The organism is Acidithiobacillus ferrooxidans ATCC 23270, assembly GCF_000021485.1.
In the GTDB taxonomy this organism is placed as follows: domain Bacteria; phylum Pseudomonadota; class Gammaproteobacteria; order Acidithiobacillales; family Acidithiobacillaceae; genus Acidithiobacillus; species Acidithiobacillus ferrooxidans.
Genome location: NC_011761.1, coordinates 499,456 through 523,312 on the forward strand (window position 1 = coordinate 499,456; position 23,857 = coordinate 523,312).

At 60.5% G+C, this 23,857-nt stretch carries 26 protein-coding genes and 2 tRNA genes; 19 read left to right on the forward strand and 9 right to left on the reverse strand.

The window, feature by feature from the left end:
• Positions 1 to 72 precede the first annotated feature (72 nt).
• Positions 73 to 441 carry a hypothetical protein gene (locus AFE_RS02635; protein ID WP_012536206.1) on the reverse strand — a complete coding sequence of 123 codons (369 nt, stop codon included), beginning with the start codon at positions 439 to 441 and terminating at the stop codon, positions 73 to 75.
• Positions 442 to 690: 249 nt separating this feature from the next.
• Here AFE_RS02635 and AFE_RS02640 point away from each other — a divergent pair, with 249 nt between their 5' ends.
• From AFE_RS02640 to AFE_RS02675, 8 genes are all read left to right on the forward strand, one after another.
• Positions 691 to 1,554: a YicC/YloC family endoribonuclease gene (locus AFE_RS02640; protein ID WP_012536207.1), complete on the forward strand. Its 864-nt coding sequence runs from the start codon at positions 691 to 693 to the stop codon at positions 1,552 to 1,554.
• A 6-nt stretch (positions 1,555 to 1,560) separates the two neighbouring features.
• Positions 1,561 to 2,199 (forward strand): guanylate kinase, encoded by a 639-nt coding sequence (gene gmk / locus AFE_RS02645; RefSeq protein WP_009566813.1) that lies wholly within the window; start codon positions 1,561 to 1,563, stop codon positions 2,197 to 2,199.
• A 23-nt stretch (positions 2,200 to 2,222) separates the two neighbouring features.
• The gene (gene rpoZ / locus AFE_RS02650; protein ID WP_012536208.1) at positions 2,223 to 2,498 is read left to right on the forward strand and encodes a DNA-directed RNA polymerase subunit omega; all 276 of its coding nucleotides are present in this window, start codon (positions 2,223 to 2,225) and stop codon (positions 2,496 to 2,498) included.
• Positions 2,482 to 4,761, forward strand: a complete 2,280-nt coding sequence (locus AFE_RS02655; RefSeq protein ID WP_012536209.1) for a RelA/SpoT family protein — start codon at positions 2,482 to 2,484, stop codon at positions 4,759 to 4,761. The genes rpoZ and AFE_RS02655 overlap by 17 nt, the downstream gene beginning before the upstream one ends.
• Positions 4,762 to 4,776: 15 nt before the next feature.
• Positions 4,777 to 5,166, forward strand: coding sequence for a Rid family detoxifying hydrolase (locus tag AFE_RS02660; protein WP_009562648.1), 390 nt, complete (start codon positions 4,777 to 4,779; stop codon positions 5,164 to 5,166).
• 1 nt (position 5,167) lies between these two features.
• Positions 5,168 to 5,383: a DUF1858 domain-containing protein gene (locus AFE_RS02665; protein WP_009562649.1), complete on the forward strand. Its 216-nt coding sequence runs from the start codon at positions 5,168 to 5,170 to the stop codon at positions 5,381 to 5,383.
• A 1-nt stretch (position 5,384) separates the two neighbouring features.
• The gene (gene recG, locus AFE_RS02670) at positions 5,385 to 7,439 is read left to right on the forward strand and encodes an ATP-dependent DNA helicase RecG (protein ID WP_012536210.1); all 2,055 of its coding nucleotides are present in this window, start codon (positions 5,385 to 5,387) and stop codon (positions 7,437 to 7,439) included.
• A gap of 92 nt (positions 7,440 to 7,531) precedes the next feature.
• Positions 7,532 to 8,377, forward strand: coding sequence for a L,D-transpeptidase family protein (locus AFE_RS02675; protein ID WP_012536211.1), 846 nt, complete (start codon positions 7,532 to 7,534; stop codon positions 8,375 to 8,377).
• Positions 8,378 to 8,388: 11 nt separating this feature from the next.
• Here the strand turns inward: AFE_RS02675 and hemG are convergent, their stop codons facing one another.
• Both hemG and AFE_RS02685 read right to left on the reverse strand, forming a co-directional pair.
• Positions 8,389 to 9,729, reverse strand: a complete 1,341-nt coding sequence (gene hemG / locus AFE_RS02680) for a protoporphyrinogen oxidase (protein WP_012536212.1) — start codon at positions 9,727 to 9,729, stop codon at positions 8,389 to 8,391.
• A 4-nt stretch (positions 9,730 to 9,733) separates the two neighbouring features.
• The gene (locus tag AFE_RS02685) at positions 9,734 to 10,999 is read right to left on the reverse strand and encodes an AI-2E family transporter (protein WP_226834140.1); all 1,266 of its coding nucleotides are present in this window, start codon (positions 10,997 to 10,999) and stop codon (positions 9,734 to 9,736) included.
• Positions 11,000 to 11,052: 53 nt separating this feature from the next.
• On the opposite strand from AFE_RS02685, the gene amrB reads away from it, so the two are divergent.
• From amrB to amrS, 3 genes are read left to right on the forward strand one after another with little or no spacing between them, the layout of a single operon-like run.
• Positions 11,053 to 11,880, forward strand: coding sequence for an AmmeMemoRadiSam system protein B (gene amrB / locus AFE_RS02690; protein ID WP_111122554.1), 828 nt, complete (start codon positions 11,053 to 11,055; stop codon positions 11,878 to 11,880).
• Positions 11,861 to 12,469: an AmmeMemoRadiSam system protein A gene (amrA, locus tag AFE_RS02695; RefSeq protein ID WP_009566618.1), complete on the forward strand. Its 609-nt coding sequence runs from the start codon at positions 11,861 to 11,863 to the stop codon at positions 12,467 to 12,469. Before amrB ends, amrA begins: the two co-directional genes overlap by 20 nt.
• A complete protein-coding gene (gene amrS / locus AFE_RS02700; RefSeq protein ID WP_009566620.1) occupies positions 12,462 to 13,547 on the forward strand; it encodes an AmmeMemoRadiSam system radical SAM enzyme in 1,086 nt (361 codons plus the stop codon). Before amrA ends, amrS begins: the two co-directional genes overlap by 8 nt.
• A 7-nt stretch (positions 13,548 to 13,554) precedes the next feature.
• On the opposite strand, the gene AFE_RS02705 is transcribed toward amrS, so the two are convergent.
• Entirely contained in the window at positions 13,555 to 14,889 is a 1,335-nt protein-coding gene (locus AFE_RS02705; RefSeq protein WP_012536214.1) for a TolC family outer membrane protein, read from the reverse strand.
• Between the two features lie 165 nt (positions 14,890 to 15,054).
• Between AFE_RS02705 and pabB the strand changes: the two genes are divergently transcribed.
• From pabB to AFE_RS02725, 5 genes are all read left to right on the forward strand, one after another.
• Positions 15,055 to 16,443, forward strand: coding sequence for an aminodeoxychorismate synthase component I (gene pabB / locus AFE_RS02710; RefSeq protein ID WP_012606589.1), 1,389 nt, complete (start codon positions 15,055 to 15,057; stop codon positions 16,441 to 16,443).
• 67 nt (positions 16,444 to 16,510) lie between these two features.
• Positions 16,511 to 17,497 carry a lysylphosphatidylglycerol synthase transmembrane domain-containing protein gene (locus AFE_RS02715; protein WP_012536216.1) on the forward strand — a complete coding sequence of 329 codons (987 nt, stop codon included), beginning with the start codon at positions 16,511 to 16,513 and terminating at the stop codon, positions 17,495 to 17,497.
• A gap of 12 nt (positions 17,498 to 17,509) precedes the next feature.
• A tRNA-Thr gene (locus AFE_RS02720) sits at positions 17,510 to 17,585 on the forward strand.
• 458 nt (positions 17,586 to 18,043) lie between these two features.
• Entirely contained in the window at positions 18,044 to 18,175 is a 132-nt protein-coding gene (locus AFE_RS16895; RefSeq protein ID WP_012606592.1) for a hypothetical protein, read from the forward strand.
• A complete protein-coding gene (locus AFE_RS02725; protein WP_009568944.1) occupies positions 18,175 to 18,357 on the forward strand; it encodes a hypothetical protein in 183 nt (60 codons plus the stop codon). The genes AFE_RS16895 and AFE_RS02725 overlap by 1 nt, the downstream gene beginning before the upstream one ends.
• 50 nt (positions 18,358 to 18,407) lie before the next feature.
• Here the strand turns inward: AFE_RS02725 and AFE_RS02730 are convergent, their stop codons facing one another.
• Genes AFE_RS02730 through AFE_RS16670 form a run of 3 tightly spaced genes read right to left on the reverse strand, consistent with a single transcriptional unit; the run spans position 18,408 to position 19,220 of the window.
• Positions 18,408 to 18,605: a DUF2283 domain-containing protein gene (locus tag AFE_RS02730; protein ID WP_012536217.1), complete on the reverse strand. Its 198-nt coding sequence runs from the start codon at positions 18,603 to 18,605 to the stop codon at positions 18,408 to 18,410.
• A complete protein-coding gene (locus AFE_RS02735) occupies positions 18,599 to 18,829 on the reverse strand; it encodes a DUF4258 domain-containing protein (RefSeq protein ID WP_009568946.1) in 231 nt (76 codons plus the stop codon). The genes AFE_RS02730 and AFE_RS02735 overlap by 7 nt, the downstream gene beginning before the upstream one ends.
• A gap of 4 nt (positions 18,830 to 18,833) precedes the next feature.
• Positions 18,834 to 19,220, reverse strand: coding sequence for a site-specific integrase (locus tag AFE_RS16670; RefSeq protein WP_225487645.1), 387 nt, complete (start codon positions 19,218 to 19,220; stop codon positions 18,834 to 18,836).
• A gap of 344 nt (positions 19,221 to 19,564) precedes the next feature.
• Between AFE_RS16670 and AFE_RS16675 the strand changes: the two genes are divergently transcribed.
• Complete coding sequence (locus AFE_RS16675) at positions 19,565 to 19,924, forward strand: hypothetical protein (RefSeq protein WP_041645297.1); 360 nt, start codon at positions 19,565 to 19,567, stop codon at positions 19,922 to 19,924.
• Positions 19,925 to 19,938: 14 nt separating this feature from the next.
• Here the strand turns inward: AFE_RS16675 and AFE_RS02750 are convergent.
• Positions 19,939 to 20,014 (reverse strand) — tRNA-Arg (locus AFE_RS02750).
• Positions 20,015 to 20,067: 53 nt separating this feature from the next.
• A complete protein-coding gene (locus AFE_RS02755; RefSeq protein WP_012606594.1) occupies positions 20,068 to 21,075 on the reverse strand; it encodes a sodium:calcium antiporter in 1,008 nt (335 codons plus the stop codon).
• Positions 21,076 to 21,187: 112 nt separating this feature from the next.
• On the opposite strand from AFE_RS02755, the gene AFE_RS02760 reads away from it, so the two are divergent.
• Positions 21,188 to 21,811 carry a hypothetical protein gene (locus AFE_RS02760; protein WP_012536220.1) on the forward strand — a complete coding sequence of 208 codons (624 nt, stop codon included), beginning with the start codon at positions 21,188 to 21,190 and terminating at the stop codon, positions 21,809 to 21,811.
• A gap of 101 nt (positions 21,812 to 21,912) precedes the next feature.
• Positions 21,913 to 23,766 carry a DEAD/DEAH box helicase gene (locus tag AFE_RS02765; protein WP_012536221.1) on the forward strand — a complete coding sequence of 618 codons (1,854 nt, stop codon included), beginning with the start codon at positions 21,913 to 21,915 and terminating at the stop codon, positions 23,764 to 23,766.
• The last annotated feature ends 91 nt before the right edge of the window (positions 23,767 to 23,857 follow it).

Here is a 23,857-nt window from a genome sequence, read left to right on the forward strand (position 1 = left end):
GTCGACCATTACGTCGGAGCGATGGCTCCGCCCGTCATCTTCTGGCGCCTGCTCTGGATGTGTCCGTGGGTGTTAAGGCTGACGCGCTTGCCCTTCGGCCTTCGGGGGCCGGATCAGTAACGGCGCGGGAGCCGACACGATGGCCTTGTCACTCCGACGGAGATCTGTTTCCACCGGGCAGGCAGGCCGACGATGATGGCGCGCATACAACCGTTCCCAGTCGCGGCGGGTCTCCGCGGGTTTGGCGCGCGCCAGCGCCAGCATGGCAAAGCCATCGTCATCCCAGCCGCAGTCGCTCAGCACATCCTCGGGCCAGCGTTGCATGTATGCGTCGCGCATGATCCTTCTGCCCAGTTCGGCGAGATCCTCCGGCACTCCCTGAGCCAATGCCCGCGCTTTCCATTCATCCCATTCAAACAGCATCTCTTCAGAATCTGTCATGTGGCACGCTCCTGTAGTTACATCGATACCCTGGCCCGCGAACCCGATGCGTCGATCACCCCGGTCAGGCGCCCCGGTTTTTTTCGATATAGCTGTTTAGGTGTAGTTCGGGATCCCGGCGGCGTCAAGGTGGCTTGCGCGTATTTTGTACATGGCAGGCCGGCGAGGATGTCGCCGGACGGGCGGCCGTATGCTAACTTTACCGGAGGAAGCCCGTTTTCCGCGGGATGGTGCTGGAGATCCGTCAAAATGATACGCAGTATGACCGGGTTCGCCCGTTGTGAAAGTCGTGGGGCCTGGGGCACACTGGCCTGGGAGTTGCGTACTGTAAATCACCGTTTTCTGGACGTCGGTTTGCGCCTTCCCGAGGGCTTGGGCGCCCTTGAAGCAGCGGTGCGGACCCGCCTGCAAAAAACGCTGGCGCGCGGTCGGGTGGACGCCTGGTTACGTTTTCAGCCTGCTGCCGGCGGGTCATTATGCCTCAACACGGCACTGGCGACGGAGTTGCGCGGACTTTACGGGGAATTGGCGGATATATGGGAATTTGAAGAAACCGCCTTCAACCCTTGGGATGTACTGCGCTGGCCGGGCATGGTGCAGGCCTCCGGCATCGATACGGAGGCGCTGGAGGCGGAAGTACTTGCGCTGCTGGACACCGCGCTGACCGGATTGCAGGAGGCACGCGAGCGGGAAGGCGCCGCCCTGACGCAACTGCTGCTCAGTCGCGTCGATGCCATTGCGGGGCAGACTGCGGCGCTGCGTGATCACCTGCCACACCTGGAAAAGGCGTTGCGCGAACGTTTGCAGGCCCGCTTGCACGATTCGGCACAGCAGGTGGATGCAGGGCGCTGGGAGCAGGAGTTGCTCTTCTATCTGCAACGTCAGGATGTAGCCGAGGAGTTGGACCGTCTGGATACCCATCTGGCGGAATTACGGCGTGTTTTACAGCGGCGGGAGGCGGCGGGACGACGCCTCGATTTCCTCATGCAGGAGCTCAATCGCGAGGCCAACACCCTCGCTTCCAAGGCCGGAGACAGCCAGGTAACCTTTGCTTCGGTAGAGCTGAAAGTGCTCATCGAACAGATGCGGGAGCAGGTGCAGAATGTGGAGTGAAAGTCAATGACGGGGGGAGCGGAACGCGGTATCCTGTGGATTATTTCGGCACCCAGCGGTGCGGGAAAGACCAGTCTGGCCCGGGCGCTGGTGGCGGCGACCCCGCAATTGCGCAGCTCCGTCTCTTACACCACACGGCCCCCGCGACCGGGCGAGGCAGAGGGAGCGGACTATCACTTCGTTTCCATGGAGGCCTTCACGGCCATGGCGGAGCGGGGCGAGTTTCTGGAGTATGCCCGGGTGCATGGCAATGGTTATGGCACTAGTGAACCTTGGGTGAAGAGTCAGCTGTTCGCCGGGACCGACTGCCTGCTGGAGATCGACTGGCAAGGTGCGCGGCAGGTGCGGGAAAGACTGCCGGGGCAGGCGGTCAGTATTTTTATCCTGCCGCCGTCTGTCGCCGCTTTGGCGGAACGTCTGCGTGGCCGTGGCCAGGATTCGGAGACGGTCATTGCGCGCAGGCTGGCGGCAGCACGTGAAGAGCTGTTGCATTATGATGAGTTTGATTATCTGGTGGTGAATGACCATTTCCAGGATGCGTTAGCCGACTTGCAAAGCATTGTCCATGCGGAACATCTGCGGCTGGGTTATCAGCAGCATGCCCAGCATCAACGATTGAAGAATCTCCTCGGTATTAACAGTTAAATTGACAAAAGGGTGAATAGACGATGGCACGAGTAACAGTAGAAGATTGTCTGGAGCATGTGGACAATCGTTTTGAATTAACTTTGGTGGCGGCGCGACGGGCGCGGCAATTGGCCTCCGGCGCTGCGCCGGAAGTGGAGCCGGGACGTGACAAAAATACGGTCATAGCTCTGCGCGAAGTGGCCGCCGGCAAGGTGAGCCGGGCGATTCTGGACGAGCAGATGCCGCCACCGTTACCCAACTTCCCCGGTGCAGCGAACCGCGAGGCAACTGGAGCTGAGGATGCCGCTGGCGAGTGAAAGCGAGCCAGGCACCATGGTGCCGACCCTGCCTCTGACCACAGGGGTGGGCGATGTGTTGCGCCTGCCGCCGGTCTCTCCGTCTCTGGAGGACCCCTGCGCGCCGCTGCGGGCGTTGCTTCAGCAGTACATGACGCCAGAAGAAGTGTCGCGCGCACGTGATGCCTACGAATTGGCCGCCAACGCACATGGCGCACAAACCCGGCGCAGTGGTGAGCCCTATATTCATCATCCCGTGGCGGTCGCCTGCATCCTCGCCGAGCTGCAACTGGATATTTTCACTATTCAGGCGGCCCTGCTTCATGACGTGATCGAAGATTGCAATATCAGCAAGGAAAACATCACCGAGCGCTTCGGGCCGGAAGTGGCAGAGATGGTGGATGGGGTCAGTAAGCTGGGGCAGGTACGTTTTGAAACCCGTGAAGAGGCACAGGCAGAGAATTTTCGCAAAATGTTTCTGGCCATGTCCCGGGACATCCGGGTCGTGTTGATCAAGCTGGCAGATCGCTTGCACAACATGCGCACCATGGGCGTGATGACGCCGGAGAAGCGGCGGCGTATTTCCCGGGAAACCCTCGATATCTACGCGCCCATTGCGCAACGCCTGGGTATTCATGCCATTCGCATCGAGCTGGAGGAGCTGGCCTTCTCCCACCTTTACCCCAAGCGTTGGCACACGCTCAATGAGGCCGTAAAGGCCGCGCGTGGTAACCGTAAGGAAGCGGTGCAGAAAATTGAGCATGCCCTGGAGGACCGCCTCCTGCAGGAGGGCTTCGCCGCCCAGGTCAGTGGCCGTGAGAAACACGTCTACAGTATCTACAGAAAAATGCAGAAGAAGGGTATGCCCTTCGGTGACATCCACGACCTCCACGCCTTCCGGATTATTGTTGCTGATGTGGATACCTGCTATCGCGTTCTGGGTCTGGTTCACAGTCTGTATCGACCGATTCCCGGACGTTTCAAAGACTACATCGCCATTCCGAAATCCAATGGATATCAGTCTCTGCACACCGTGCTGCTGGGCCCTTTCGGGCATCCGGTAGAGGTGCAGATCCGCACAGAGGATATGCACCGGGTCGCCGAGGCGGGGGTGGCTGCACACTGGCTGTACAAGACGGGCTCGAATAACGCCCATGCCGAAATTCAGGCGCGTGCCTGGTTGCAGCGTTTACTGGAACTGCAGATACAGGGGGGAGATTCCCAGGAATTTCTGGAAAGCGTCAAGCTCGATCTTTTTCCCGATGAGGTCTATGTTTTCACCCCCAAGGGTAAAATTCTCAGCTTGCCACGGGGTGCGACGGCGGTGGATTTTGCTTACGCCGTGCATACGGATATCGGTGACCAGGCCGTGGCGGCCAGAGTCAATGATATGTACGTTCCCTTGCGCAGTCCTCTGAACAACGGCGATAAAGTGGAAATCGTCACGGCGGCCTCGGCGCACCCGCAACCCGGTTGGCTGGATGTGGTGGTGACCGGCAAGGCGCGCAGCAGCGTTCGCGCTTATCTCAAGACCATTCAGCGTGGCGACGCGGAAGTGCTGGGTCGCAATTTGCTGGAAAAGGCGCTGCAGAGTCTGGGTGCCGACCTCCAGCAGATCGAAGCGACTGATTTTCAGCGGGTGCTGGTGACGTTCAACGTGCAGGATGAGAGCCAGCTGTTGGCGGCCATTGGCATGGGTGAGGTTTTTCCGCTGGTCGTAGCGCACAAGCTGCTGCCCGAGGAGGGCGATCGCGGGCGGCTGGCGCAGACTGCCCGCCGTCTGGGCCATGCCGTCAGCCAGCTCCTGCCAAGTCGCCTCAGTCGCGAGGAGGCCACGAAAAAGCCCTTGCTGATTCGGGGGACGGAAGGTATGCCAGTGACCCTGGCTCGTTGCTGTCGTCCCATCCCTGGCGACCCTATTTTGGGTTTCATCAGTGTCGGCAAGGGTGTGGTGGTACATACCCATGATTGTCACAATATTCGCGAGTGGCGCAAACGCCGTGACCGCTGGGTGGACGTGCAATGGGATCCCGCAGCCCAAGGCGAGTTCCCGGTCGCGATCCGGGTGGTTGCGGAGAGCGCCCGCGGCGTACTGGCGCGCATTGCCACCCTGATTTCCGATGAGGATTCCAACATCGATCATGTGGATATCGAGCCGCAGGATGGACTCTACACGGGCATCACATTTACCATAGAGGCGCATGACCGCGACCACCTGGCCAGAATCATGCGGAGTTTGCGCAGTTTGCCCATGGTGTCGCGGGTACAGCGGGTCAAAGGCTAACAGGGAGTTCAATCCATGCCGGTATCAGTAGAAAGCAGTTCCGCACCCCAGGCGATCGGGGCCTACAGCCAGGGTATGGTGCATGGCGGCCTGCTCTACCTCTCTGGTCAGATTCCCCTGGATCCCCGCACCGGGCAGATGGTGGAGGGCGACATCGCCCTGCAGATCCGGCGGGTGCTGGATAACCTGCAGGCGGTCTGCAATGCTGCGGGCGGACGTCTGCAGGATGCCATCAAGCTTCAGGTCTACCTCACGGATCTCGGCCATTTCGCACAGGTGAATCAGGCCATGGAGGCAGAATTTTCCATACCCTATCCGGCACGGGCGGTGGTGCAGGTGGCGGCGCTGCCGCGAGGGGCGCAGGTGGAGATAGATGGCATCGTCGCCCTGGGCAAGGCTGGCTGAGATGGAACGCTCAGAAGCGCTCGCCCAGCCCATGCGCGTACTGCTGCAGGCGCATCCGGTTTTGGTTTCGCTGCTGGAGGAGCGCGGTATTCATTGCGGCGAGTGTTTTATTGCCGAGCGGGAAACGCTGGCTGGGGTAGCCACCATGCACCATGTCGACCTCGACGAACTTCTCGCAGAGTGGGCACGTCGCGAGGCCTTGCCGCGCACGGAATAGCATGGCGGGAGCCAAGGCGGGACTGTATCTGCAAAGTTCCGTCTCGGCGTTACGGGGGGTCGGTCCTGCGCTGGTTCCGCGTCTGCAGCACATGGACCTGTGGCGGGTACAGGATGTCCTGTTCCATTTACCCAGCCGTTATCAGGACCGCCGCCATATTGCGTCCATGGCGACGCTTCAGGCCGGTCAGGAGTGTGCGATACTGGGCGAGATCGTTCGTGTCGACCACCAGCGCGGAGGACGTGAACAATGGCTGGTGACTGTGAGCGATGGCAGCGGGCGTCTGCAGATCCGGCTCTTTCACATGACAGTGGCATTGCGTGCGCAATGGCAGGTCGGGCGGCGGCTCTGGTGTTTCGGAGAGTTGCGCGGTGGTTTTCACGGCCTCGAAATGATCCACCCCGAATGGCAGATGGCGGATGTCCCGCAGTTTCAGGCTCCGCGTCACCTCACCCCCTTTTATCCCAGCAGTGAGGGCATCACTCAGGCCCAGTGGCGACGCTGGATGGCGCAGGCGCTGACTCTCCTCGATCAGCTTCCCGACTACCTTGAAAACCGGCTGCCTCCACAATGGCCCGGTTTGCGCGAGGGGTTGCGCTTGCTGCATGAAAGTGCTGACGAGATTCCCTCTCCGCAACATCCGGCCTGGCAACGGCTGGCGTTGGAGGAACTGCTGGCGAATCATCTGGCGGTACGCCGGATGCGGCAATCGGGGATGATGCAGAATGCCCCGTGTCTGCGGAGTAAGGGGCAGTTGTGGCACCGTTTCCTGGCGCATTTGCCGTTTTCGCCCACCATGGCGCAGGAACGGGTGATTGCGGAGATAAATGCCGATCTGGTGCGTCACCGGCCCATGCGTCGTCTATTGCAAGGGGATGTGGGCTCCGGCAAGACCCTGGTCGCGGCGGCCGCGACGCTGACCGCGCTGGAGGCGGGATATCAGGTGGCGATGATGGCGCCGACCGAGATTCTCGCGGAGCAGCTCCATGCGCGGTTCCAGCAATGGCTGGAACCGCTGGGCCTGGAGGTGGGCTATCTGGTGGGCAGCCGTTCACCGCGTGCCCGTCGCGAGACGGCGGAAACGCTTGCTGGTGGCAGCCTGAGGTTGGTAATCGGCACCCAGTCGCTGTTCCAGGAAGGGGTGGTGTTTGCATGTCTCGGACTGGTCATCATCGACGAGCAACACCGCTTTGGCGTGGAGCAGCGCCGTCAATTGCTGGAGAAGGGCGCCATGCCCCACCTGCTGGTAATGACCGCTACCCCGATCCCGCGAACCCTGGCGATGACGGTGCATGCAGATCTGGAGGTCTCGGTGATCGACGCTCTGCCGCCGGGGCGCACCCCCGTGGAAACCCTGGTGATGCCTGACAGTCGTCGGCCCGAACTGATCGGCCGGATGCAACACATGCTGGAGGCGGGGCGGCAAATCTATTGGGTTTGTCCCCTGATCGAGGAATCGGAGATTCTCGAATTACAGGCGGCGGAGGCGAGCGTTGCGGATCTGCAGGCAGCCTTGCCGGGCGTGGCCGTCGGCCTGATACACGGGCGAATGCGCAGCACAGAAAAGGCGGAGGTGATGGCCGCGTTCCAGTCAGGCGCGGTACGCATTCTGGTGGCGACGACGGTGATCGAGGTGGGGGTGGATGTCCCTGGCGCCAGTCTGATGATCATCGAACATGCGGAGCGTCTGGGTCTGGCGCAATTGCATCAGTTGCGTGGCCGGGTAGGGCGGGGTGCGCAGCGGAGCAGTTGTATTCTGCTCTATCATCCGCCCCTGAGTGGCAAGGCGCGGGAGCGTTTGCGGGTGATGCGCGAAACCCATGACGGTTTTGCCATTGCGCGCAAGGACCTGGAGTTGCGCGGGCCGGGCGAATACCTGGGTACGCGGCAGGCCGGCATCCTGCAGATGCGTGTTGCGAACATTCTGCGTGACGAAGCATTGCTGGTCATGGTCCCCGCATTGGCGGAACGCCTGCTGCAGGAAGACCCCGAGGCGGTGCAAGCCATCGTGCAGCGCTGGCTGGGGAGCCGGGTGGACTACGGGCAGGTTGGCTAGTGAAAATCTGTCACAAGATCATGGATTCCGCGCCCAGACTTCGGGTATATTATGAAGCACTGTGAGCACGAGTATTGGGGAGAAGTGGGGTGATGCGCAAATTCTGGGTATGGGAATTGTCGGGAGCGGTGCTGGGTATTCTGGGATTGGCGGGTTGCGCCACGACACCTGTAGCCACCGTGCCGGTACACTCGGTAGCTTACTATGCCGCACGGATTCCTCCTCCGGTCGTTCAGCCAGTGGCGCCCGTGGTCTCTCCGGCAATTCCCGCGCATGTGGCCCGGTCGGTGCATATCGTCATTTCGACCATTACTCATTCCCTGAAAATCTTCAAGGGTGGTACCGTGCTGGCGACCTACCCGGTAGCCATCGGCTTCCACGGCGCGGCCCCTAAGCGGATGCGGGGAGATGATGTCACCCCTGTAGGACGTTATCGCATTGGCTGGGTCAGTCGGGGTACACGCTACGGCCCCTTCATGGGTTTGACCTACCCCAACCGGGAGAACGCAGAGTGGGGATTGCGGGAGGGCATTATCAACAGGGCGCAATATCGTGCCATTGTCGATGCCATCGACGCCGGGCAAACGCCGCCGCAAAATACCCCCTTGGGCGGTGAAATAGGCATTCACGGCATGGGTCCGCAATTTTCGGACGACCCACAGAGCAAAGTATTCCCCGGGCGCTGGACGGCTGGCTGCGTGGCGTTGTCCAACTGGGATGCACAGCAGATCGCCGCGTTGGTGCGGGTGGGGACACCCGTGGAAATCGTGGGGGACGCACATGGATTCCGGGGTGGTTATGACCGGGTCAGCACGGGCTCCCGGTACAAGTCCACTGCCGCGTTCGATACCATGGCGACGCCGAGGGCTGTTGCGAAGTCCCAGGATACCGCCATGGACACCTTGGTGTCAGCGCTCGCCCCGATCGCCGCACACTGATATCCCGGATTTCAATGCTGCCAGTCGGCGGTCTGACTGAACTCCCAGGCCTGTTCGATACAATCTCCCAGGGCGACGCCTCCCTGCCAGTTGGCACGGAAGTGCAGCCCGGGGTGCCCGGCACTCAGGGTGTCGATCCGCTTCATCCGGTCCAGGTGTCCGATTTCGTATTGCGGGATGGCTTTCGGCCAGACCCGGCAGCGACTGAAAACGGGATCGCCACTGATCCCCAGCAGTGGGCCGATCTCGCGTAATACCGTTGCCAGCAGGTCGTCATCGTCCCGTCCGGCAAGGACATTCTGACTGCCACCGATAAAGGCCGTCAGCAATACCTGCCCCGCCGGTGCGCGCCCGGGGAAAAGGGTGGAGGAGAAAAGCACCCCCAGTGTTTCCAGCCCCATGACTCGCGGAATCAGCATGCCGAAGCCATCCAGTGGATGCTCTACCTGTGGGCGCCGAAAACCTATGGACAGGCTGCCTACGGCAGGATAAGGGATGGCGTCCAGTTCCCGGGCAAGCGTAGCGTCGGTTTGCGCGAGCAGTCTGGCCGCGGCGCCTGCAGGCAGGGCGAGAACGAGCCGTTTGCTTTGCCAGGTCTGGTTACCGCTGCCGACCTGCCACATGTCGCCGCTATAGGCCAACTGGTCGACCGGAGTATCGCAGCGCAGCGTATCGCCGAGTGTGTTTGCAACCCGCAAAGGGAGGACCTGCAGGCCTTCGCGAAAGGACACGAGGCGGGTTTTGGGGGTGCCGGGCAACTTCTTCTTCCGGGCACGCAGCGCACCGCGCAGGAGCGAGCCGCCATCCTGCTCCAGCGCGGCCAGGCGGGGCAGAGTGGCCTGCACCGAAAGGCGTGCAGGATTGCCGGCAAAGACGCCGGAAACAAAAGGGTCGACCAGCCAGGTGAGGGCCTCGTCTCCGAGACGTCGCCGGACGAAGTCGGCTATGCTTTCCTCGCCATCCGGCGTCGGATGCGGTGGCTGAAAGGGCTCGCCGAGGAGTCGCAGGCGACCGCGTATACTCAGTAGTCCGCCGCCGAATAGCACACCCGGTCCCAATGCGACGGGTTGCCGGTGGCGATTGAGGACATAGCGGCGCCCGGCGAGCGGGTTGGCCTCGACGATGTCTCCTTCCAATTGCAGTTCGCGGAGCCATTCCGGGACGATCCGGCCTTTGAGCATCAGCGAGTTTGGTCCCATATCCCGCAGGTAGCCTTCTTCCTGTCTGCTCTGCAGGTTGCCGCCGGGGGCGGCACCGGCCTCCAGCAGCAAGGGAGACCAACCTCGTTTACGCAGGAAATATGCCGTCGCCAGACCTGAAATACCCCCGCCAATGATGATGACTTCTTCCATAGGGTTATGACTCCTTACCCAGATAATAACGGCTCTGCACATACCAGCCGTGAAGGTGGCGGAGCAGGGCGATGAGGACGGCGGTAACCGGCAATGCAAGCAGCAGGCCACTGAAGCCGAAGAGTTCGCCGCCTGCCAGCACGGCAAAAATGACGGCGACCGGGTGCAGACCGATGCGGTCCCCCACCAGATAAGGGGTAAACACCATGCTTTCCAGTATCTGGCCGATGCCAAAGACGATCAACACCCCGAGAATGGGCAAGAATGCGCCGGTCTGCACGTACATGGCGAGGGTGGCCATGGCTATGCCGCTCACGACGCCCAGATAGGGCACAAAACTGAGCAGTCCCGCCACCAGGCCGACGAGGATGGCGGTTTTCAGGCCGACGATACTGAGGCCGATGGCGTAACTGGCGCCGAGAGCCAGCATCACCAGGAGTTGTCCGCGTAAGAAGGCCATGAGCATGGCGTCGGCGTCACCGGCCAGACGTCGGGAAAGCGGCAGATAGTGCGGTGGGATGAGTGCGGCAATACGGGCGATGAGGCGTGGCCAGTCGCGCAGCAGATAGAAGCCCAGCACTGGCACCAGAATGATGCTGAGCACACTGCTGATCAGGCTGGGACCGGAGCTCAATGCCATCTGGAGGCTGCGTCCCAGCCATCCCGCCAATTTCTGGGCATTGGCCGTAGCGTAATGGGTGAGGCTCTGACTGTCGAGCGGAATGCCGATCCGCGCGGAGAGTTGTGGGATGATCCGGGTTTGCAGGAGTTCCAGATACTGGCGCAGGTATTCCACGAAGAGCAAAGATTGATGGCGGATCACAGGGAGCAGGGCCATGGTGATCCCGGCCAGAACCAGAATGACGAGAACAAAAACCAGTGTGGTACCCCAGGTGCGATTGATCCGGTATCGTTGCAGGCGGGTCACCAGGGGGTTGCCGAGATAGGCGAGAATGCCGGCAATCAGAAAGGGGCTGAGAATGGGGGAAAGACGGTAGGCCAGCCAACCCAGCAGGATCAGGATGGCCAGCACAAAAAATCGTTGCATCGTTCGCGAGGCTCCCCGGCCCGAATCTGCTAATGGTCCGGCCAGAATACCCCAGTATGGTCGGGCTTCGCCATGGGTTAAGGCCGTCACTTTTCCGGTGCGGCCGCCCAACCCGGATGCTGCACGGACGATTGCGCGCAGCCACTCCCGATACTGGATTTCCCGACGAGCGCATGTTTCACTCTCCCGTAGCCAGGGCCCCTTGAAAAAACCTGTTCCCATCCAGATATATCCGGTATGCAGATATTGGCCGGATGGCGGCCGGGGGGTGTTCCGTGAAACTTGTCAGACCAGCAGCGGTGGCCGGTATGTTTTATCCTGGCGAGGCTGCCGTTTTGCGGACCGAGGTAGAGCGTTTGCTGGCCAGAGCTGAACAGGACGGTGAAGCGGCCAGTGCCCCATGGCCCAAGGCCATCATTGTCCCCCATGCGGGCTATATCTACTCGGGAGCGGTGGCCGCTTCCGGTTACGCCCTGCTGGCCAAGGGGCGTGGGCATATCCGCCGGGTGGTGCTTCTGGGGCCGGCACATCGTCTGCCATTTCGCGGTCTCGCCCTGCCGGGTGTTCAGGCCATGCAAACGCCGCTGGGTACTGTCGCGGTGGATCAGGCGGGGGTGGAGGCACTGGCCGGGTTGCCCGAGGTCCGGGAAATGCCAGCCGCGCACGCTCAGGAACATGCCCTGGAAGTACAATTGCCTTTCATCCAGGAGGTGCTGGGTGACGTCAGCGTCGTCCCGCTGGTGGTGGGAGATGCCCGTCCGGACGAAGTGGCACGGGTTCTGGAGAAGCTCTGGGGTGGCGAGGAGACGGTCATCGTGATCAGTTCCGACCTCTCTCACTATCATCCTTACGCTGAAGCCCGTGCCATAGACCACCATACGGTGGAGGAAATATTGCGCTTCGATCCCACGCCCATAGACCACGAGCAGGCTTGCGGCGCCACGCCCATCAACGGCCTTCTCCCGGTCGCCCGCAAGCACCACTTGCACCCGCGTCTGGTGGGTCTGTGTAACTCGGGTGATACCGCAGGGTCGCGTGATGCGGTGGTGGGCTATGCCGCAGTCGCTTTTTACGGAGAGAGCCATGACCACACAGGAAGGTGACGAAAAGACCGGCGGGATGCCGCCGGAAGCCGGGAAAACTCTGCTGCGTCTGGCTCGTGCCACCATTGCCGGGGCGTTGGGTTTGCCCGCCGAGTTTGCGGCTGTGCCGGACTGGGCGCAGCAGCCCGGTGCGACTTTCGTGACGCTCACTGGATCACAGGGTTTGCGGGGCTGCATCGGCAGCCTCCAAGCCCACCGGCCTATCGCTGAAGACCTGCGCGCCAACGCCCTGGCGGCAGCCTTCGAGGACCCGCGTTTTCCGCCGCTGGGTGTGTCGGAATGGTCACAGGTGCGAGTGGAAGTTTCATTACTTTCTTCGCTGCAAGCCATGCATTTTGACAGTGAGGAGAGTCTGTTGGCGCAGATTGAACCCCATCGGCATGGGTTGGTTCTCACTTATGGTGCGCGTCGTGGCACCTTCCTTCCCCAGGTGTGGGAACAGCTTCCCCAGCCACGGGAATTCCTGCGGGCGCTCAAACGCAAGGCTGGTTTGCCTGCGGATTTCTGGGCCGGAGAAATGGAAGTGTATTGGTATACAGTGGAAAAATGGAGTGAAGAGCAGACGCCAAAAGGGAAGGGCAATGGATAAGGAAACGATTATAACGCATCCGGGCCGCTACTGGCACAAACTTGCCGATGGACGCATTCAGTGTGACCTCTGTCCGCGCGACTGTCGTCTGCAGGAAGGGCAGCGCGGAGCCTGTTTCGTGCGGATGCGGGAAGGCAATACCATGGTCCTCACCACCTATGGCCGCTCCTCGGGTTTTTGTATCGACCCCATCGAGAAAAAACCCCTGAATCATTTTTACCCGGGCAGCAGTGTGCTCTCCTTCGGTACGGCGGGCTGCAACCTGGCCTGCAAATTCTGCCAGAACTGGGATATTTCCAAGTCCCGCGAGATGGACCGGCTCCAGGACCAGGCCAGCCCCGCGGGTATCGCGGCAACCGCCCGGTCGTTGGACGTCAAAAGTGTGGCCTTTACCTATAATGACCCGGTTATTTTTGCCGAATATGCCATGGATACGGCGGATGCCTGCCATGCCGTCGGCATCAAGACCGTTGCTGTTACCGCCGGTTATATCCATGCGCAGCCGCGGGCGGAGTTTTTCGCCAAAATGGATGCAACCAATGTCGACCTCAAGGCCTTTACCGACGAATTCTACTTCAAACTGACCGGAGCGCATCTGGCCCCGGTGCTGGAAACGCTGGAGTATATCGTCAAGGAAACCCGGACCTGGCTGGAGATTACCACGCTGCTTATTCCGGGCCACAACGACTCAGAGGCGGAAATTCGTGCAGCGGCGGAGTGGATGATGGGGCATCTGGGTCCCGACGTACCGCTGCATTTCTCCGCTTTCCATCCCGACTACCGGATGCCGGATGTGCCCGCCACACCGGCAGATACCCTGGTGCGGGCACGCCGCGTGGCCATGGAGACGGGTTTGCATTACGTCTATACCGGCAATGTGCATGATCAGGAGGGCGATACCACTTTTTGTCCCGGATGCGGGGCGGCATTGATCGTCCGCGACTGGTATCAGATATTGTCTTATCACCTGACCCCGGAGGGGCATTGCCCGCACTGCGGGCACCATATTGCCGGGCATTTCGAGGCCAAGCCGGGGAGTTTTGGGCGCAAACGCATTCCTTTGCGCATCGGGGCCTGACGGCTGACTACGGGTTTGCACCCTTGTCCAGCAAGGCATTTATGGCTTCCAGGTCCGCCATGTTGATCTGGCCGGATGCGGCCTTGAGCTGTATGCGCGCTATGATCTGGTTATAGAACGCCACATTGTAGTCCTGCTCGGCGCGGATGTAGTCCGTGGCGGTTTGCAGCAGGTCGATGATGGAGCGGGTACCTACCTCATAGCCCTTGCGCGTACCTTCCAGGGAAACCTTGGCCGAGGCGACGCTCTCCCGGGCGGCGTGCAGTTGGGCCACGCTGTCCTTCAGATTGAGGAAGGCGGTCTGGGTATTGAGCGTGACTTCGTCGCGGACATTGGCGACGTGATCAACACTGGCAATGGTCTGCGCCTGTGCCTGCTGTACGGAGGCAGAGGTGTGTCCGCCCTGATAGAAGGGTACGGATAGGTTGAGGCTCACACCGGCCTGATTGATGGCCATACCGGGAAAAGGACTACCCAGGGAGTGTTGTGCGATACCCTGAAGATCCACCACCGGCCAGCGCGCACGGCGGTTATATTCGACCTGATCCTGCGCGGTTTGTAACTGTGCCTCCGCCTGATGCATGAGCGGCTGGTCTTTGACGGCGCTCTGCACCCAACTGGTCATATCGTCGGGCTGAGGCCCCATGGCCACATAATGCCCCAGGTTGTCGAGCACGCCGATGGGATGATGGGTGAGCCGTTGCAGGCGGCGTTGGGCAATGGCGACCCCGTTGCGGGCCTTGATAAGATCGGCTTTGGCGGCATCAAGGCGGGCTTGTGCCTCCCGCACGGCAATGATATCTCCGGTGCCGATCTTCAGTGCGGCGTCCGTCTGTTTGTAAATGCTTTCGAACAGCGATTTCTGTTTTTCGGCAACGTAGTTCTGGGCTTGGGCCTCCAGTACGCCGAAGTAGGCCTGAGCCACCTGCAAAGCCAGTTGTTGCTCGGTATAGGTGAGCGCCGCTGCGCTGGCCTGAATTTTGGTATCGGCCTGCCTGAGCGCCGTCCATGCCTGACCATCAAAAACGGATTGGGTAATATTGACGCTGTAGCTGTCCGAGAGGTACGCGCGATTGATGGGTTCCGCACCAAAGCCGGTGATGTCGGCCGTGTTGAAGCCAACCCCAGCACCGGCACCCACATGAGGGAGCAGGGCGGAACGGGCCAGGGGCTTGTCCTGCATCTGAGCCGCCAGTTCGGCGCGAGCCTGCGCCAGGACGGGGTCGGTCCGGTACGCCTGCTGATAGGCCTCAACGAGGCTTTCCGCCCAGGCGGGCGTCGTTCCCAGAATCAATGTCACCATGAGAAGCGAAAGACGTGGGGATAGACGATCTGCGCGCATGGGAATGACCCTGTTATGACGGTAAGTCCACAAGATACTGACCGATCGGTCAGCCGTCAAGGGAGTATCCCGCGGTCATGCGCCTCGATGCCGCATCCGGGAATGGGCAAAATGGCGCTTCTCCCTTATGCTGACGCTCCCGTTTCGGTGGATTCCGCGCTGCTTATGCCTCACTCCGTTCTGACCCGATGTGCGGTGCCCTATCCCGAGGATGCCGCCACAGTGTTTGCGCCGCTGGCATCGATACCCTGGTCCTTCTTTCTGGATAGTAGTGCGACGGTGTCGCTGCAGGGGCGTTACAGCATGCTGGTGACGGCGCCGCGCCGGCGTCTGTGGCAAGAGGCGAAACAGCTTTGGGTTGCCGATGGGGATGGCCCCGCGCGGCGCTCGGCGCTTTCGCTCTGGGAGGCGTTGCGCGAGTCGGTGATAAGGCTCCCCGATGCCGCTTCTCTGCCCGCAGAGTTACCGTTTGCGGGCGGGGCGCTGGGTTACCTGGCCTACGATTTCGGGCTGGCGGGGCAGGGTATTCCGCCGCCTCCCGCACAGTCTCTTCCTGAAGCAGCCTTCGGTATTTACGATACAGCGCTGCTGGTCGACCATCATGGGCGTAAGGCTTGGCTTTGTGCGCCCGAAGACCGGATGGTGCAGGCACTCGCGGAGTGGCAGCCACGCCTGGCTTGCGGGAAGGTATACCCCCACGATCCGTCTTTCCAGGCGCGAGGGCCGGTACGGCCGCTCTGGAGTCGCAGCGAATATGCCGCAGCTTTTGCCCGGGTGCACGCCTATATCCAGGCCGGCGACTGCTATCAGGTGAATCTGGCTCAACCCTTTGTAGCCCCATACGCAGGTTCGCCATGGTCGCTTTACCAGCGTCTGCGAACGGTCAATCCGGCACCTTTTTCTGCATATTTGTCCATGCCGCAGGGCGCGGTGCTGAGTTTTTCCCCGGAACGGCTGCTGCAGGTTCAAAAAGATCGTTTGCAGGTCCGGCCCATCAAAGGGACGCGCCCGCGTCTGAAGGATCGGCAGGAAGACCAACAGATGGCGCAGGCACTTTTGGCCAGCCCCAAGGATCGTGCCGAAAACGTGATGATTGTCGATCTGCTGCGCAACGATCTGGGGCGGGTGGCAGCGACCGGCTCGGTGCAGGTGCCGCAACTTTGCGCGCTCGAATCTTACGCCGAGGTTCATCATCTGGTCAGTGTGGTAGAGGCGCGGTTGGCGTCGGGGCAGGATGCCTTGAGTGCGCTGAAGGCCTGCTTTCCGGGGGGGTCCATTACCGGGGCTCCCAAACGCCGGGCCATGGAAATCATCGCCGAACTGGAGGCGGGAGCCCGTGGCCTGTATTGCGGGAGTGTTGGTTATCTGGATCAGCGCGGCAGCCTGGATATGAATATCGCCATTCGCAGTATGACGGCTGTCCGGGGGGAATTACGCTTCTGGGCGGGAGGCGGCATCGTCGCAGATTCTGATCCGGACGCGGAGTATCAAGAGACACTGGATAAGGTGGCTGTATTTCATCGCGAGCTTGCCGCATTGGCAGGAGAGGGATGAGGATGTTTGTCATAGTGGCCCCATCTGGCATAGAGTCGCTCCCAGCCTTGACTGCAAAAAACTGAACATGTCCAAAGAAAACAAAAAGCATCATACCCATTGGCAACTATTGCTGCAGATCGTCTTTACGGTCGGCATCCTGTTTTGGCTCCTGCACAACACCAACTGGCAGGAACTGGGTCAGCGCTTTGCGGATATGCGCCCGCTCTGGTTCGTGGCGGCCGTGTTGTCCTACGCCATGAATCTGTCGGTGTCCGCCATACGCTGGCGCATCATTCTCATGGCGTTGGAGCGCTCCGCACCCATGCTCTGGTTGCTGCGGCTGAACTGGGTGGGTGCCTATTTCAATCAGATACTGCCGGGGTCCGTGTCCGGTGACGTGATCCGCGCCTGGTACACCCGCCACCAGACCCACTCCCTGCCGCTGGCGCTGGCCGCGGTATTCGGAGACCGCTTCATGGGTTTGGGGGCGCTGATTGCCATCGCCGCCGTCGCCTTTGTGCTGGGCGGTGAGCGGGTGGGATTGCTGCCGCAGATGGGTTGGACGATCGGGATTCTGGTCATTGCTTACGTCCTGATTGTATTTTTGATTCTGAGCCCATTGCTCAACTTTCTGGAAAAGTTTGCGGGTAAACTGGGCGAAAAGCTGCACGACATTCGTCTCGGCATGGGCGCGCTGCTGCGTCATCGCCTGGCCCTCTCCGGAACCATTGTACTCTCCTTTGTGGTGCAATTTTTTTCGATCCTGACCTTCTGGCTGCTCGCCCGTGCCCTGGGCGAAGCCCCCGACCCCGTGGCGGTCTGGGTGGTCTGGCCGGTGATCAGCCTTTTTCTGGCCTTACCCATCTCTTTTGCGGGCTGGGGGCTGCGTGAGGGGCTGATGGTGTTTTATCTGTCTTATCTGCACATGGGGCATGATCAGGCCCTGGCGCTCTCACTTTTGCTGGGCTTCACCGTCGTGCTGACCAGCCTGCCGGGTGCGCTGCTCTGGATCGGGCTGCACCGCCACCATCAGGCTCCGCCAGATTTGAAAATGCCGCCCGCCTCGCGTTAAACTGCGCCTCTTGCTGGCGTAGCTCAGTCGGTAGAGCTACTGATTTGTAATCAGTGGGTCGGGGGTTCGATTCCTCTCGCCAGCACCAGATGAAACAGGCGCTTAGAGTAATGTTCTAGGTGCCTTCGTTTTTCCGGGCTAACCTCAGAGAGAAATAGGGTTAGCCGGACTGATCCCGGCCAGGCGGTGCGCTTCTGGGATGTCATCGCGCCGATTAAATGCCCGCCTCTGGTTCTTGGGCTATATGCAAAAAGTGGTTGACCCGGGTTCATGAGACGGCAATGGGAGAAATACCTGTTGCGCGCAGCAAGGACTGGTTGGCAAGACGCGCCCTGCCGCTATGCTGGTTTGCGCAAAAACCGGTTGGAGCACAGCATGGCAGAGAGAATTTGGATTTTCCGATCGACCTCTTTCATTCTCTGGGGTGGCGCGAGTCGCAATGTATGTTAGAGGCATTGGGTGGTTGGTTGCCCACTTCGCTGCACCGCAGACTTCCAGGCGGCAAGCCATGAACGGCGGTAGACGCTCGAGCACTCGGGATCTGCGTTGGATTTTTCAGGGGCAGATCATCCGCAGAAAGCCCTGGCGCCCCGTCAGGAACTGGAGGCGTTATACCGGTTCATTTTAGGCACCGCCTATTGGCTGGCGGACATCCTTGGGCCATGGGAGGACGACTGATGCTGGGCAAGGTCGGCAAATCCCGCAGTGGCGCCAAGGCCACCGGTAAGAGCCAGTTCGGCGATCTGGTGAGCTATATTGCCTGCGAGGCGGGCGGCAAGGGCCGGGAGGTGAACAAGGGAGGATGGGTACCTTCAGCTAATTGTGCCGCTTGGGCATCCGCACTGTCTTATGTCCCCTGATGGCCGGAGCCCCTCTCGAAGAGCCGACTGGACGGCCTCGTGGTGCCAGTTCAGGCAGCGACATTGATATGCCGTAAGGCATCCGCGCCGCCTTTTTTCGAGGCATCCAGTATCTCTATGCCGACGAGGTTACCGTCTTTGTCGTAATCGAGGACAACGCCATCGGCAACTTCTTCGCTTTCTTCAATGGGCGCCGACGTCAGTTCCAGATACACCGCATCCGCCTCTCTATCCACTCGCACTAACATGATGCCCTCCTGTCAAAATAGACGGTTATCACATGGTGATGGTTGTCCTCCCGTGTCACCACGCGGAGCATCTTCCCTCGCTCCCCGTGGCACTTGAGAAACGATTGTTTGCCGTCACGTACTTCTGTCTTATCAGGCGTAAGGATTGCCGCCTCAATCCACTCCACTTTGATGCCGCGCCGCTGTACCGCGAAGGCCGCATGCTCCGTCAGGGTCAAATCCATGTTTTTAGCCCAGCAACTTCGCCAAATCCTCCGCCCGCAAATGAGTATAGCGCTTCAGCATCTGCAAAGTCTTGTGGCCGGTGATGGCGGCCACTTGCATGGGGTTCAAGCCCTTCTCGAAGAGGCGGCTGGTGGCTTCGTGGCGGAGGTCGTGGAAGTGCAGATCCTCAATGACGGCGTGTTTTCGTGCCCGGCGCCATCCCTGCTCGACCGCAGGCTCGCTAATGGGAAAGACGCGCCCGGCCAAGTCCCTTGGCAGGCTATGGAGCACGGCAACCGCAGCGCTGGAGAGGGGGGCGGTCCGGTCATCCCCATTTTTGGTGTCATAAAACACTGCTGTCTTTCTGGAAAAGTCGATGTTTTCCCAGCGAAGATCCAGAAGTTCCCCCAGCCGGCGGCGGTTTCCAAAGCAAAGAGCATGAGCGGGCGCATGTAGGGATTCTCACAGCCTGCGAGAGCGGCCAGCATGCGCTCCTCTTCACCACCGGCCAACCGTCGATCTCTCGGCTTGGAGGGGGCGGGCATTCTCACATTCAGCACGGGGTTCCCCGCCGGGAGAGCGATGTCCCATTCCACCATACCTTGTTTGATGGCACGGGAGAGGAGGGCCAGATCGTAGCGTACCGTCTGGGTTTTCAGGCCGTTGGACAATCGGGCATCCCGGTATTCTGCAACATCCCTGGCGGATAGTGCAGCCAGGGACTTTTCCCCCAGGCCAGCCTTGAGTGCCCGGATATGTGGCATTACCTTACCTGCATCTCCGCGCTTGGTGGGCAGTATCTCGTGGGCGTAGCGATCCAGCAGGTCGTTGATCGTGGTGCGCTCCGCTTCGCCCCGGTCTTGCCAAATGCCCCGGTCCATCTCGGTTTCGACCTGACGCGTCCAAGTTTGGGCTTGCGCCTTTTTTTCAAAGGTTTTGACTTGCAGTGGCTACCTTTTTTTGCGTACCCGCACCTGCCAGCCAATGATGAGGCTGTCCCGGTCCTTTCTTGCGGTAACGCTGGCCAGGATTCGCTCCTTATGATCCTCCTAACCACGTTCACTGGAGCAGAAATGGAGCAAAAAGGCAAAATGGAGCACAATATTTTGTTGTAACTATCTGTTTTATATGGTGCCCCGAGCGCGAATCGAACGCGCGACCTACCGCTTAGGAGGCGGTTGCTCTATCCACTGAGCTACCGAGGCTGCGGGTCATTCTAGCAAAAGGCAATACCGTGCGGCGAGTACCTTTCCGGCGGTCAGGTAAGGGCAAAGAAATAAGCCCCGTAACACAGGCCATTGAAAAGAAAATGATAGGGCCGCAGGGTAACGCCGCGGCGCACCAGAAGATAAGTGTATCCCCCGGCCAGCAGCGTGAGTCCCGCGCCCAGTAGAACAGGAGGGGAGGGTGACCATGGGGTCAGCATCACCCCAATAGCGGGCAGCAGGCTCCCTTGAAAGACCAACGCCCCGGTGATGTTGCCAAACGTCAGCGTATCCTTGCCGCGGCGAACCCACAGGATGCTGTTGATCTTCTCCGGCAGCTCCGTCGCGATGGGCACCACCAGTAAAGACAGGATCAGCGCAGAAATACCGAGCCAGTGCGAGAGTCCCTCGATTCCGTCGACAAAAAGGCTGGCGCCAAAGACGATCATGCCAAGTCCTATGGCAAGCTGAATCAAAATGACCTGCATCTTCGTGGGCAGGCCCGTCTTGCTCAAGTACAAGGCGTGCCCTGCTTCGGTGCCGTGTCCCTCGGCGACCAGCGCCGCAGAGGCGCGCAGGGTCACCATCACATACAGAAAATACAATGTGACCAGCATCAGGCCGATGCCGATACGCGCCAGAGTAATGTGGTGAGGCACGAAAAGGGCAACGGTCGAGAGGCCGAAGGCAATCAGAAACCAGCCAAGATCGCGACGCAGGCCGGTAGGTTCCGGATTTAATGCTCCGCGCCAGCCGCGCTGTGGCGATACAAACAGCGCCATCATGAACAACGTCAGCGTGGACAGCATCATCGGGGCGCCCAGAATGGCGCCCACACCCACCTCTTCTCCCAGGTGCACCGCTTGCCCGCTGGTCGCAGCAAAAACCGCAACGACAGGTACCATGGTCTCGGGAAGCGCCGTGCCCACCGCCGCGAAAATGGAACCGGTAACGCCCTCGGAAATACCCAGACGGTCGCCCAGGTGCTCCAGTGCGTTGGTAAAAGCCTCTGCGCCGGCGAGGATGATGAGGAGTGCGGCGACCAGCAGGAGGATATTCATGGGCACATTATGCCACAGAGCCTGCACACCGCAACGCGCCGCAGAATGGGTTATGCAGCGGATTATGGGTATACTTGCAAGATCCATTCAGCTGGGCGGCAGGAGAAGGACTATGCAGAAGCTCTGCAGCTTTTTTGACCGGGACGTTTACCATGTGGAGGGCGGGCAGGGTAGCCCTGCCGTCTATTACGTGGCCGACAGGGATGCTGGTGGTATTCTCGTCAACGCCCCGCGCTTCCGTCCGGAACTGCAAGCCGGACTGAGTGCCATCGCCCCCTTGCGGGTGCTTTTTTTGCCAAGTCGTTTCGGGGCGCAAGACCTGGCGCAGTGGCAGACGGCGGGCTGCAGGCTGGTGGCCCAGCCAGCGGAGAGCAAGGCGCTGGGCGTGCCGGTCGACGTGCCGCTGGACAGTAAACTGCGCCTGACCCGCACCATCGATTTTCTACCCATGTCCGGACGTACGGCTGGAAGCTGTGCCATGCGCCTGCGTAACAAGCCGGGGGCCGTATTCTTTGGCCCGATACTGGAGAGCGAAAAGGCGTGGCAATGGCCGAGCCTGATACCACATGCCGACGATGCCTCCTGGGAGATGCGCATCTTCGGCAGCCTCGGCTTGCGGGATATCCGTTACGCCTATGCCTTTACGGACACGTACACGGCTGGTCATACTCCCATCGGGCCAGGTGCTGACGCGGCGATCCAGATGCAGCTGCAGGCGGTGCTGGACGCAGACTGATTTTGAAGTCTCATTCGGTGTGTACCAAGAAAACGCTGCAAGTTGTCCATAATTAGCGTATAGTCTGGACGCTGAATTCTCTTCGTTGTCCAGGTGTATGCATGTCTCAAGAAACCGATCTCCGCTTTATTGATTTTGCCCTCGCTGAACCGATCCAAAAAGCAGTTACGGAGATCGGCTATGAACAGCCATCCCCCATTCAGGCGCAGAGCATTCCGCCTCTGCTCGAGGGGCGGGACGTTATCGGTCTGGCACAGACCGGCACGGGAAAGACTGCCGCCTTTGCGCTGCCGTTGCTGAGTCGTGTCGACCTCGGCTTGCGCGCGCCGCAGTTGCTGGTACTCGCGCCGACTCGTGAACTCGCCATTCAGGTAGCGGAGGCCATGCAAAGTTATGCCAAGTTCCTCCCCGGATTTCATGTGCTGCCCATCTATGGCGGGCAGGCCATGACCTTGCAGCTCAAGCAGTTGCAGCGGGGTGTGCAGGTCGTGGTGGGTACGCCCGGACGCATTCAGGATCACCTGCGCCGCAAAACCTTGCGTCTGGATCATTTGCAGGCCGTGGTGCTGGATGAAGCCGACGAGATGCTGCGCATGGGCTTTATCGACGCAGTGGAGGATATCCTCAAACACACGCCCGAAGGCCGACAGGTGGCGCTGTTTTCCGCGACCATGCCGGACGCCATCCGCCGCATCGCCAAGACCTATTTACGCAATCCCTTGGAAATCCGGATTAAATCGGCGACGACTACGGTGGCTGCCATTCGTCAGCGCTACTGGCAGGTCAGCGGTACCCACAAGCTGGATGCCCTTACCCGTATTTTGGAAGTAGAGGAGAGTAACGCCTGGCTGGTTTTTGTGCGTACCAAAACGGCGACAGTGGAGCTGGCGGAGCGCCTGGAAGCGCGCGGCTATGCCTGTGGCGCGCTGAACGGCGATCTCAGTCAGGCCATGCGCGAGCAGACCATTGAGCGATTGAAAGCCGGGACACTGGATATTGTCGTTGCGACCGATGTGGCGGCCCGCGGTTTGGATGTCGACCGGATCAGCCATGTGATCAACTATGATATTCCTAATGATACGGAAGCCTATGTCCACCGTATCGGGCGCACGGGACGTGCCGGACGTACCGGAGATGCGATTCTTTTTGTCGCACCACGCGAACGTCACCTGCTGCACGCCATCGAGCGCGCGACGGGACAGACGATCACCGCGATGCACCTGCCCAGTATCGAAGACGTCGCCGACCGGCGGATGAGCCAGTTCAAGGATCAGTTGACAGAGGTGCTGAATAGCCAGGATCTGGCAGTCTTTGAAACCCTTATTGCGGATTATCAGCGGGAAAGCGATGTGGGTTTGGGAGAAATCGCTGCAGCGCTGGCATACATGGTGCAGAAGGAACGGCCCCTGATTCCCGTTGAAGCGGAGGTGTCCAGGCCGATGCGTAGCGATTCCGCCGGTTCGGGCGCTGGTCGCCCGCCTTCCTCCCGTCGCCGCGCTGACGACGAGCGGGGCGCACGGCCACCGCGGGCTGCTGCTGCATCGGGGGGAGGCGATGATGTGCCCATGCGTCGTTTCCGGCTGGATGTGGGCGAAAGCCACGGTGCGCAGGTCAAGAATATTGTTGGTGCGATCGCCAATGAGGCCGGGATACCCAGCCGCAATATTCGCAAGGTACAGATTAATGCAGAGCACACTACGGTCGAACTTCCTGCGGATATACAGCCATCAGTGCTGCAGCATCTGCAAAAGGTGTGGGTAGCCGGACGGCCGTTGCAGATCGCCCCGACGGATGCCGGTGCGTCTGCAGGGCGGGCGTCAGCCCGGCCACGCCCGGCTATCCATGAAGGGTCGCGGGTACCGCGCAAGATACTTTCCGCCAGGACGGAAAAAGGTGAGTATAAAACCAAGGAGCGTGGCGCTGGGGCCACGAAGCGGAAGAAACCCGCGCGATAGACGCACAAAAGAAAACCGGAATCGCGAGCGCCAGACCGGTAAAGCTACTTTTCCCCGCAGGGGGGACGGGTGGCGCAGCGCCACCCGTTAG

Coding starts and splice junctions, on each gene's coding strand:
- AFE_RS02635 (WP_012536206.1), bottom strand. CDS start 441: ATGACAGATTCTGAAGAGATGCTGTTTGAATGGGATGAATGGAAAGCG.
- AFE_RS02640 (WP_012536207.1), top strand. CDS start 691: ATGATACGCAGTATGACCGGGTTCGCCCGTTGTGAAAGTCGTGGGGCC.
- gmk (WP_009566813.1), top strand. CDS start 1,561: ATGACGGGGGGAGCGGAACGCGGTATCCTGTGGATTATTTCGGCACCC.
- rpoZ (WP_012536208.1), top strand. CDS start 2,223: ATGGCACGAGTAACAGTAGAAGATTGTCTGGAGCATGTGGACAATCGT.
- AFE_RS02655 (WP_012536209.1), top strand. CDS start 2,482: ATGCCGCTGGCGAGTGAAAGCGAGCCAGGCACCATGGTGCCGACCCTG.
- AFE_RS02660 (WP_009562648.1), top strand. CDS start 4,777: ATGCCGGTATCAGTAGAAAGCAGTTCCGCACCCCAGGCGATCGGGGCC.
- AFE_RS02665 (WP_009562649.1), top strand. CDS start 5,168: ATGGAACGCTCAGAAGCGCTCGCCCAGCCCATGCGCGTACTGCTGCAG.
- recG (WP_012536210.1), top strand. CDS start 5,385: ATGGCGGGAGCCAAGGCGGGACTGTATCTGCAAAGTTCCGTCTCGGCG.
- AFE_RS02675 (WP_012536211.1), top strand. CDS start 7,532: ATGCGCAAATTCTGGGTATGGGAATTGTCGGGAGCGGTGCTGGGTATT.
- hemG (WP_012536212.1), bottom strand. CDS start 9,729: ATGGAAGAAGTCATCATCATTGGCGGGGGTATTTCAGGTCTGGCGACG.
- AFE_RS02685 (WP_226834140.1), bottom strand. CDS start 10,999: ATGGGAACAGGTTTTTTCAAGGGGCCCTGGCTACGGGAGAGTGAAACA.
- amrA (WP_009566618.1), top strand. CDS start 11,861: ATGACCACACAGGAAGGTGACGAAAAGACCGGCGGGATGCCGCCGGAA.
- amrS (WP_009566620.1), top strand. CDS start 12,462: ATGGATAAGGAAACGATTATAACGCATCCGGGCCGCTACTGGCACAAA.
- AFE_RS02705 (WP_012536214.1), bottom strand. CDS start 14,889: ATGCGCGCAGATCGTCTATCCCCACGTCTTTCGCTTCTCATGGTGACA.
- pabB (WP_012606589.1), top strand. CDS start 15,055: ATGCCTCACTCCGTTCTGACCCGATGTGCGGTGCCCTATCCCGAGGAT.
- AFE_RS02715 (WP_012536216.1), top strand. CDS start 16,511: ATGTCCAAAGAAAACAAAAAGCATCATACCCATTGGCAACTATTGCTG.
- AFE_RS02725 (WP_009568944.1), top strand. CDS start 18,175: ATGCTGGGCAAGGTCGGCAAATCCCGCAGTGGCGCCAAGGCCACCGGT.
- AFE_RS02730 (WP_012536217.1), bottom strand. CDS start 18,605: ATGTTAGTGCGAGTGGATAGAGAGGCGGATGCGGTGTATCTGGAACTG.
- AFE_RS02735 (WP_009568946.1), bottom strand. CDS start 18,829: ATGGATTTGACCCTGACGGAGCATGCGGCCTTCGCGGTACAGCGGCGC.
- AFE_RS16675 (WP_041645297.1), top strand. CDS start 19,565: ATGTGGCATTACCTTACCTGCATCTCCGCGCTTGGTGGGCAGTATCTC.
- AFE_RS02755 (WP_012606594.1), bottom strand. CDS start 21,075: ATGAATATCCTCCTGCTGGTCGCCGCACTCCTCATCATCCTCGCCGGC.
- AFE_RS02760 (WP_012536220.1), top strand. CDS start 21,188: ATGCAGAAGCTCTGCAGCTTTTTTGACCGGGACGTTTACCATGTGGAG.
- AFE_RS02765 (WP_012536221.1), top strand. CDS start 21,913: ATGTCTCAAGAAACCGATCTCCGCTTTATTGATTTTGCCCTCGCTGAA.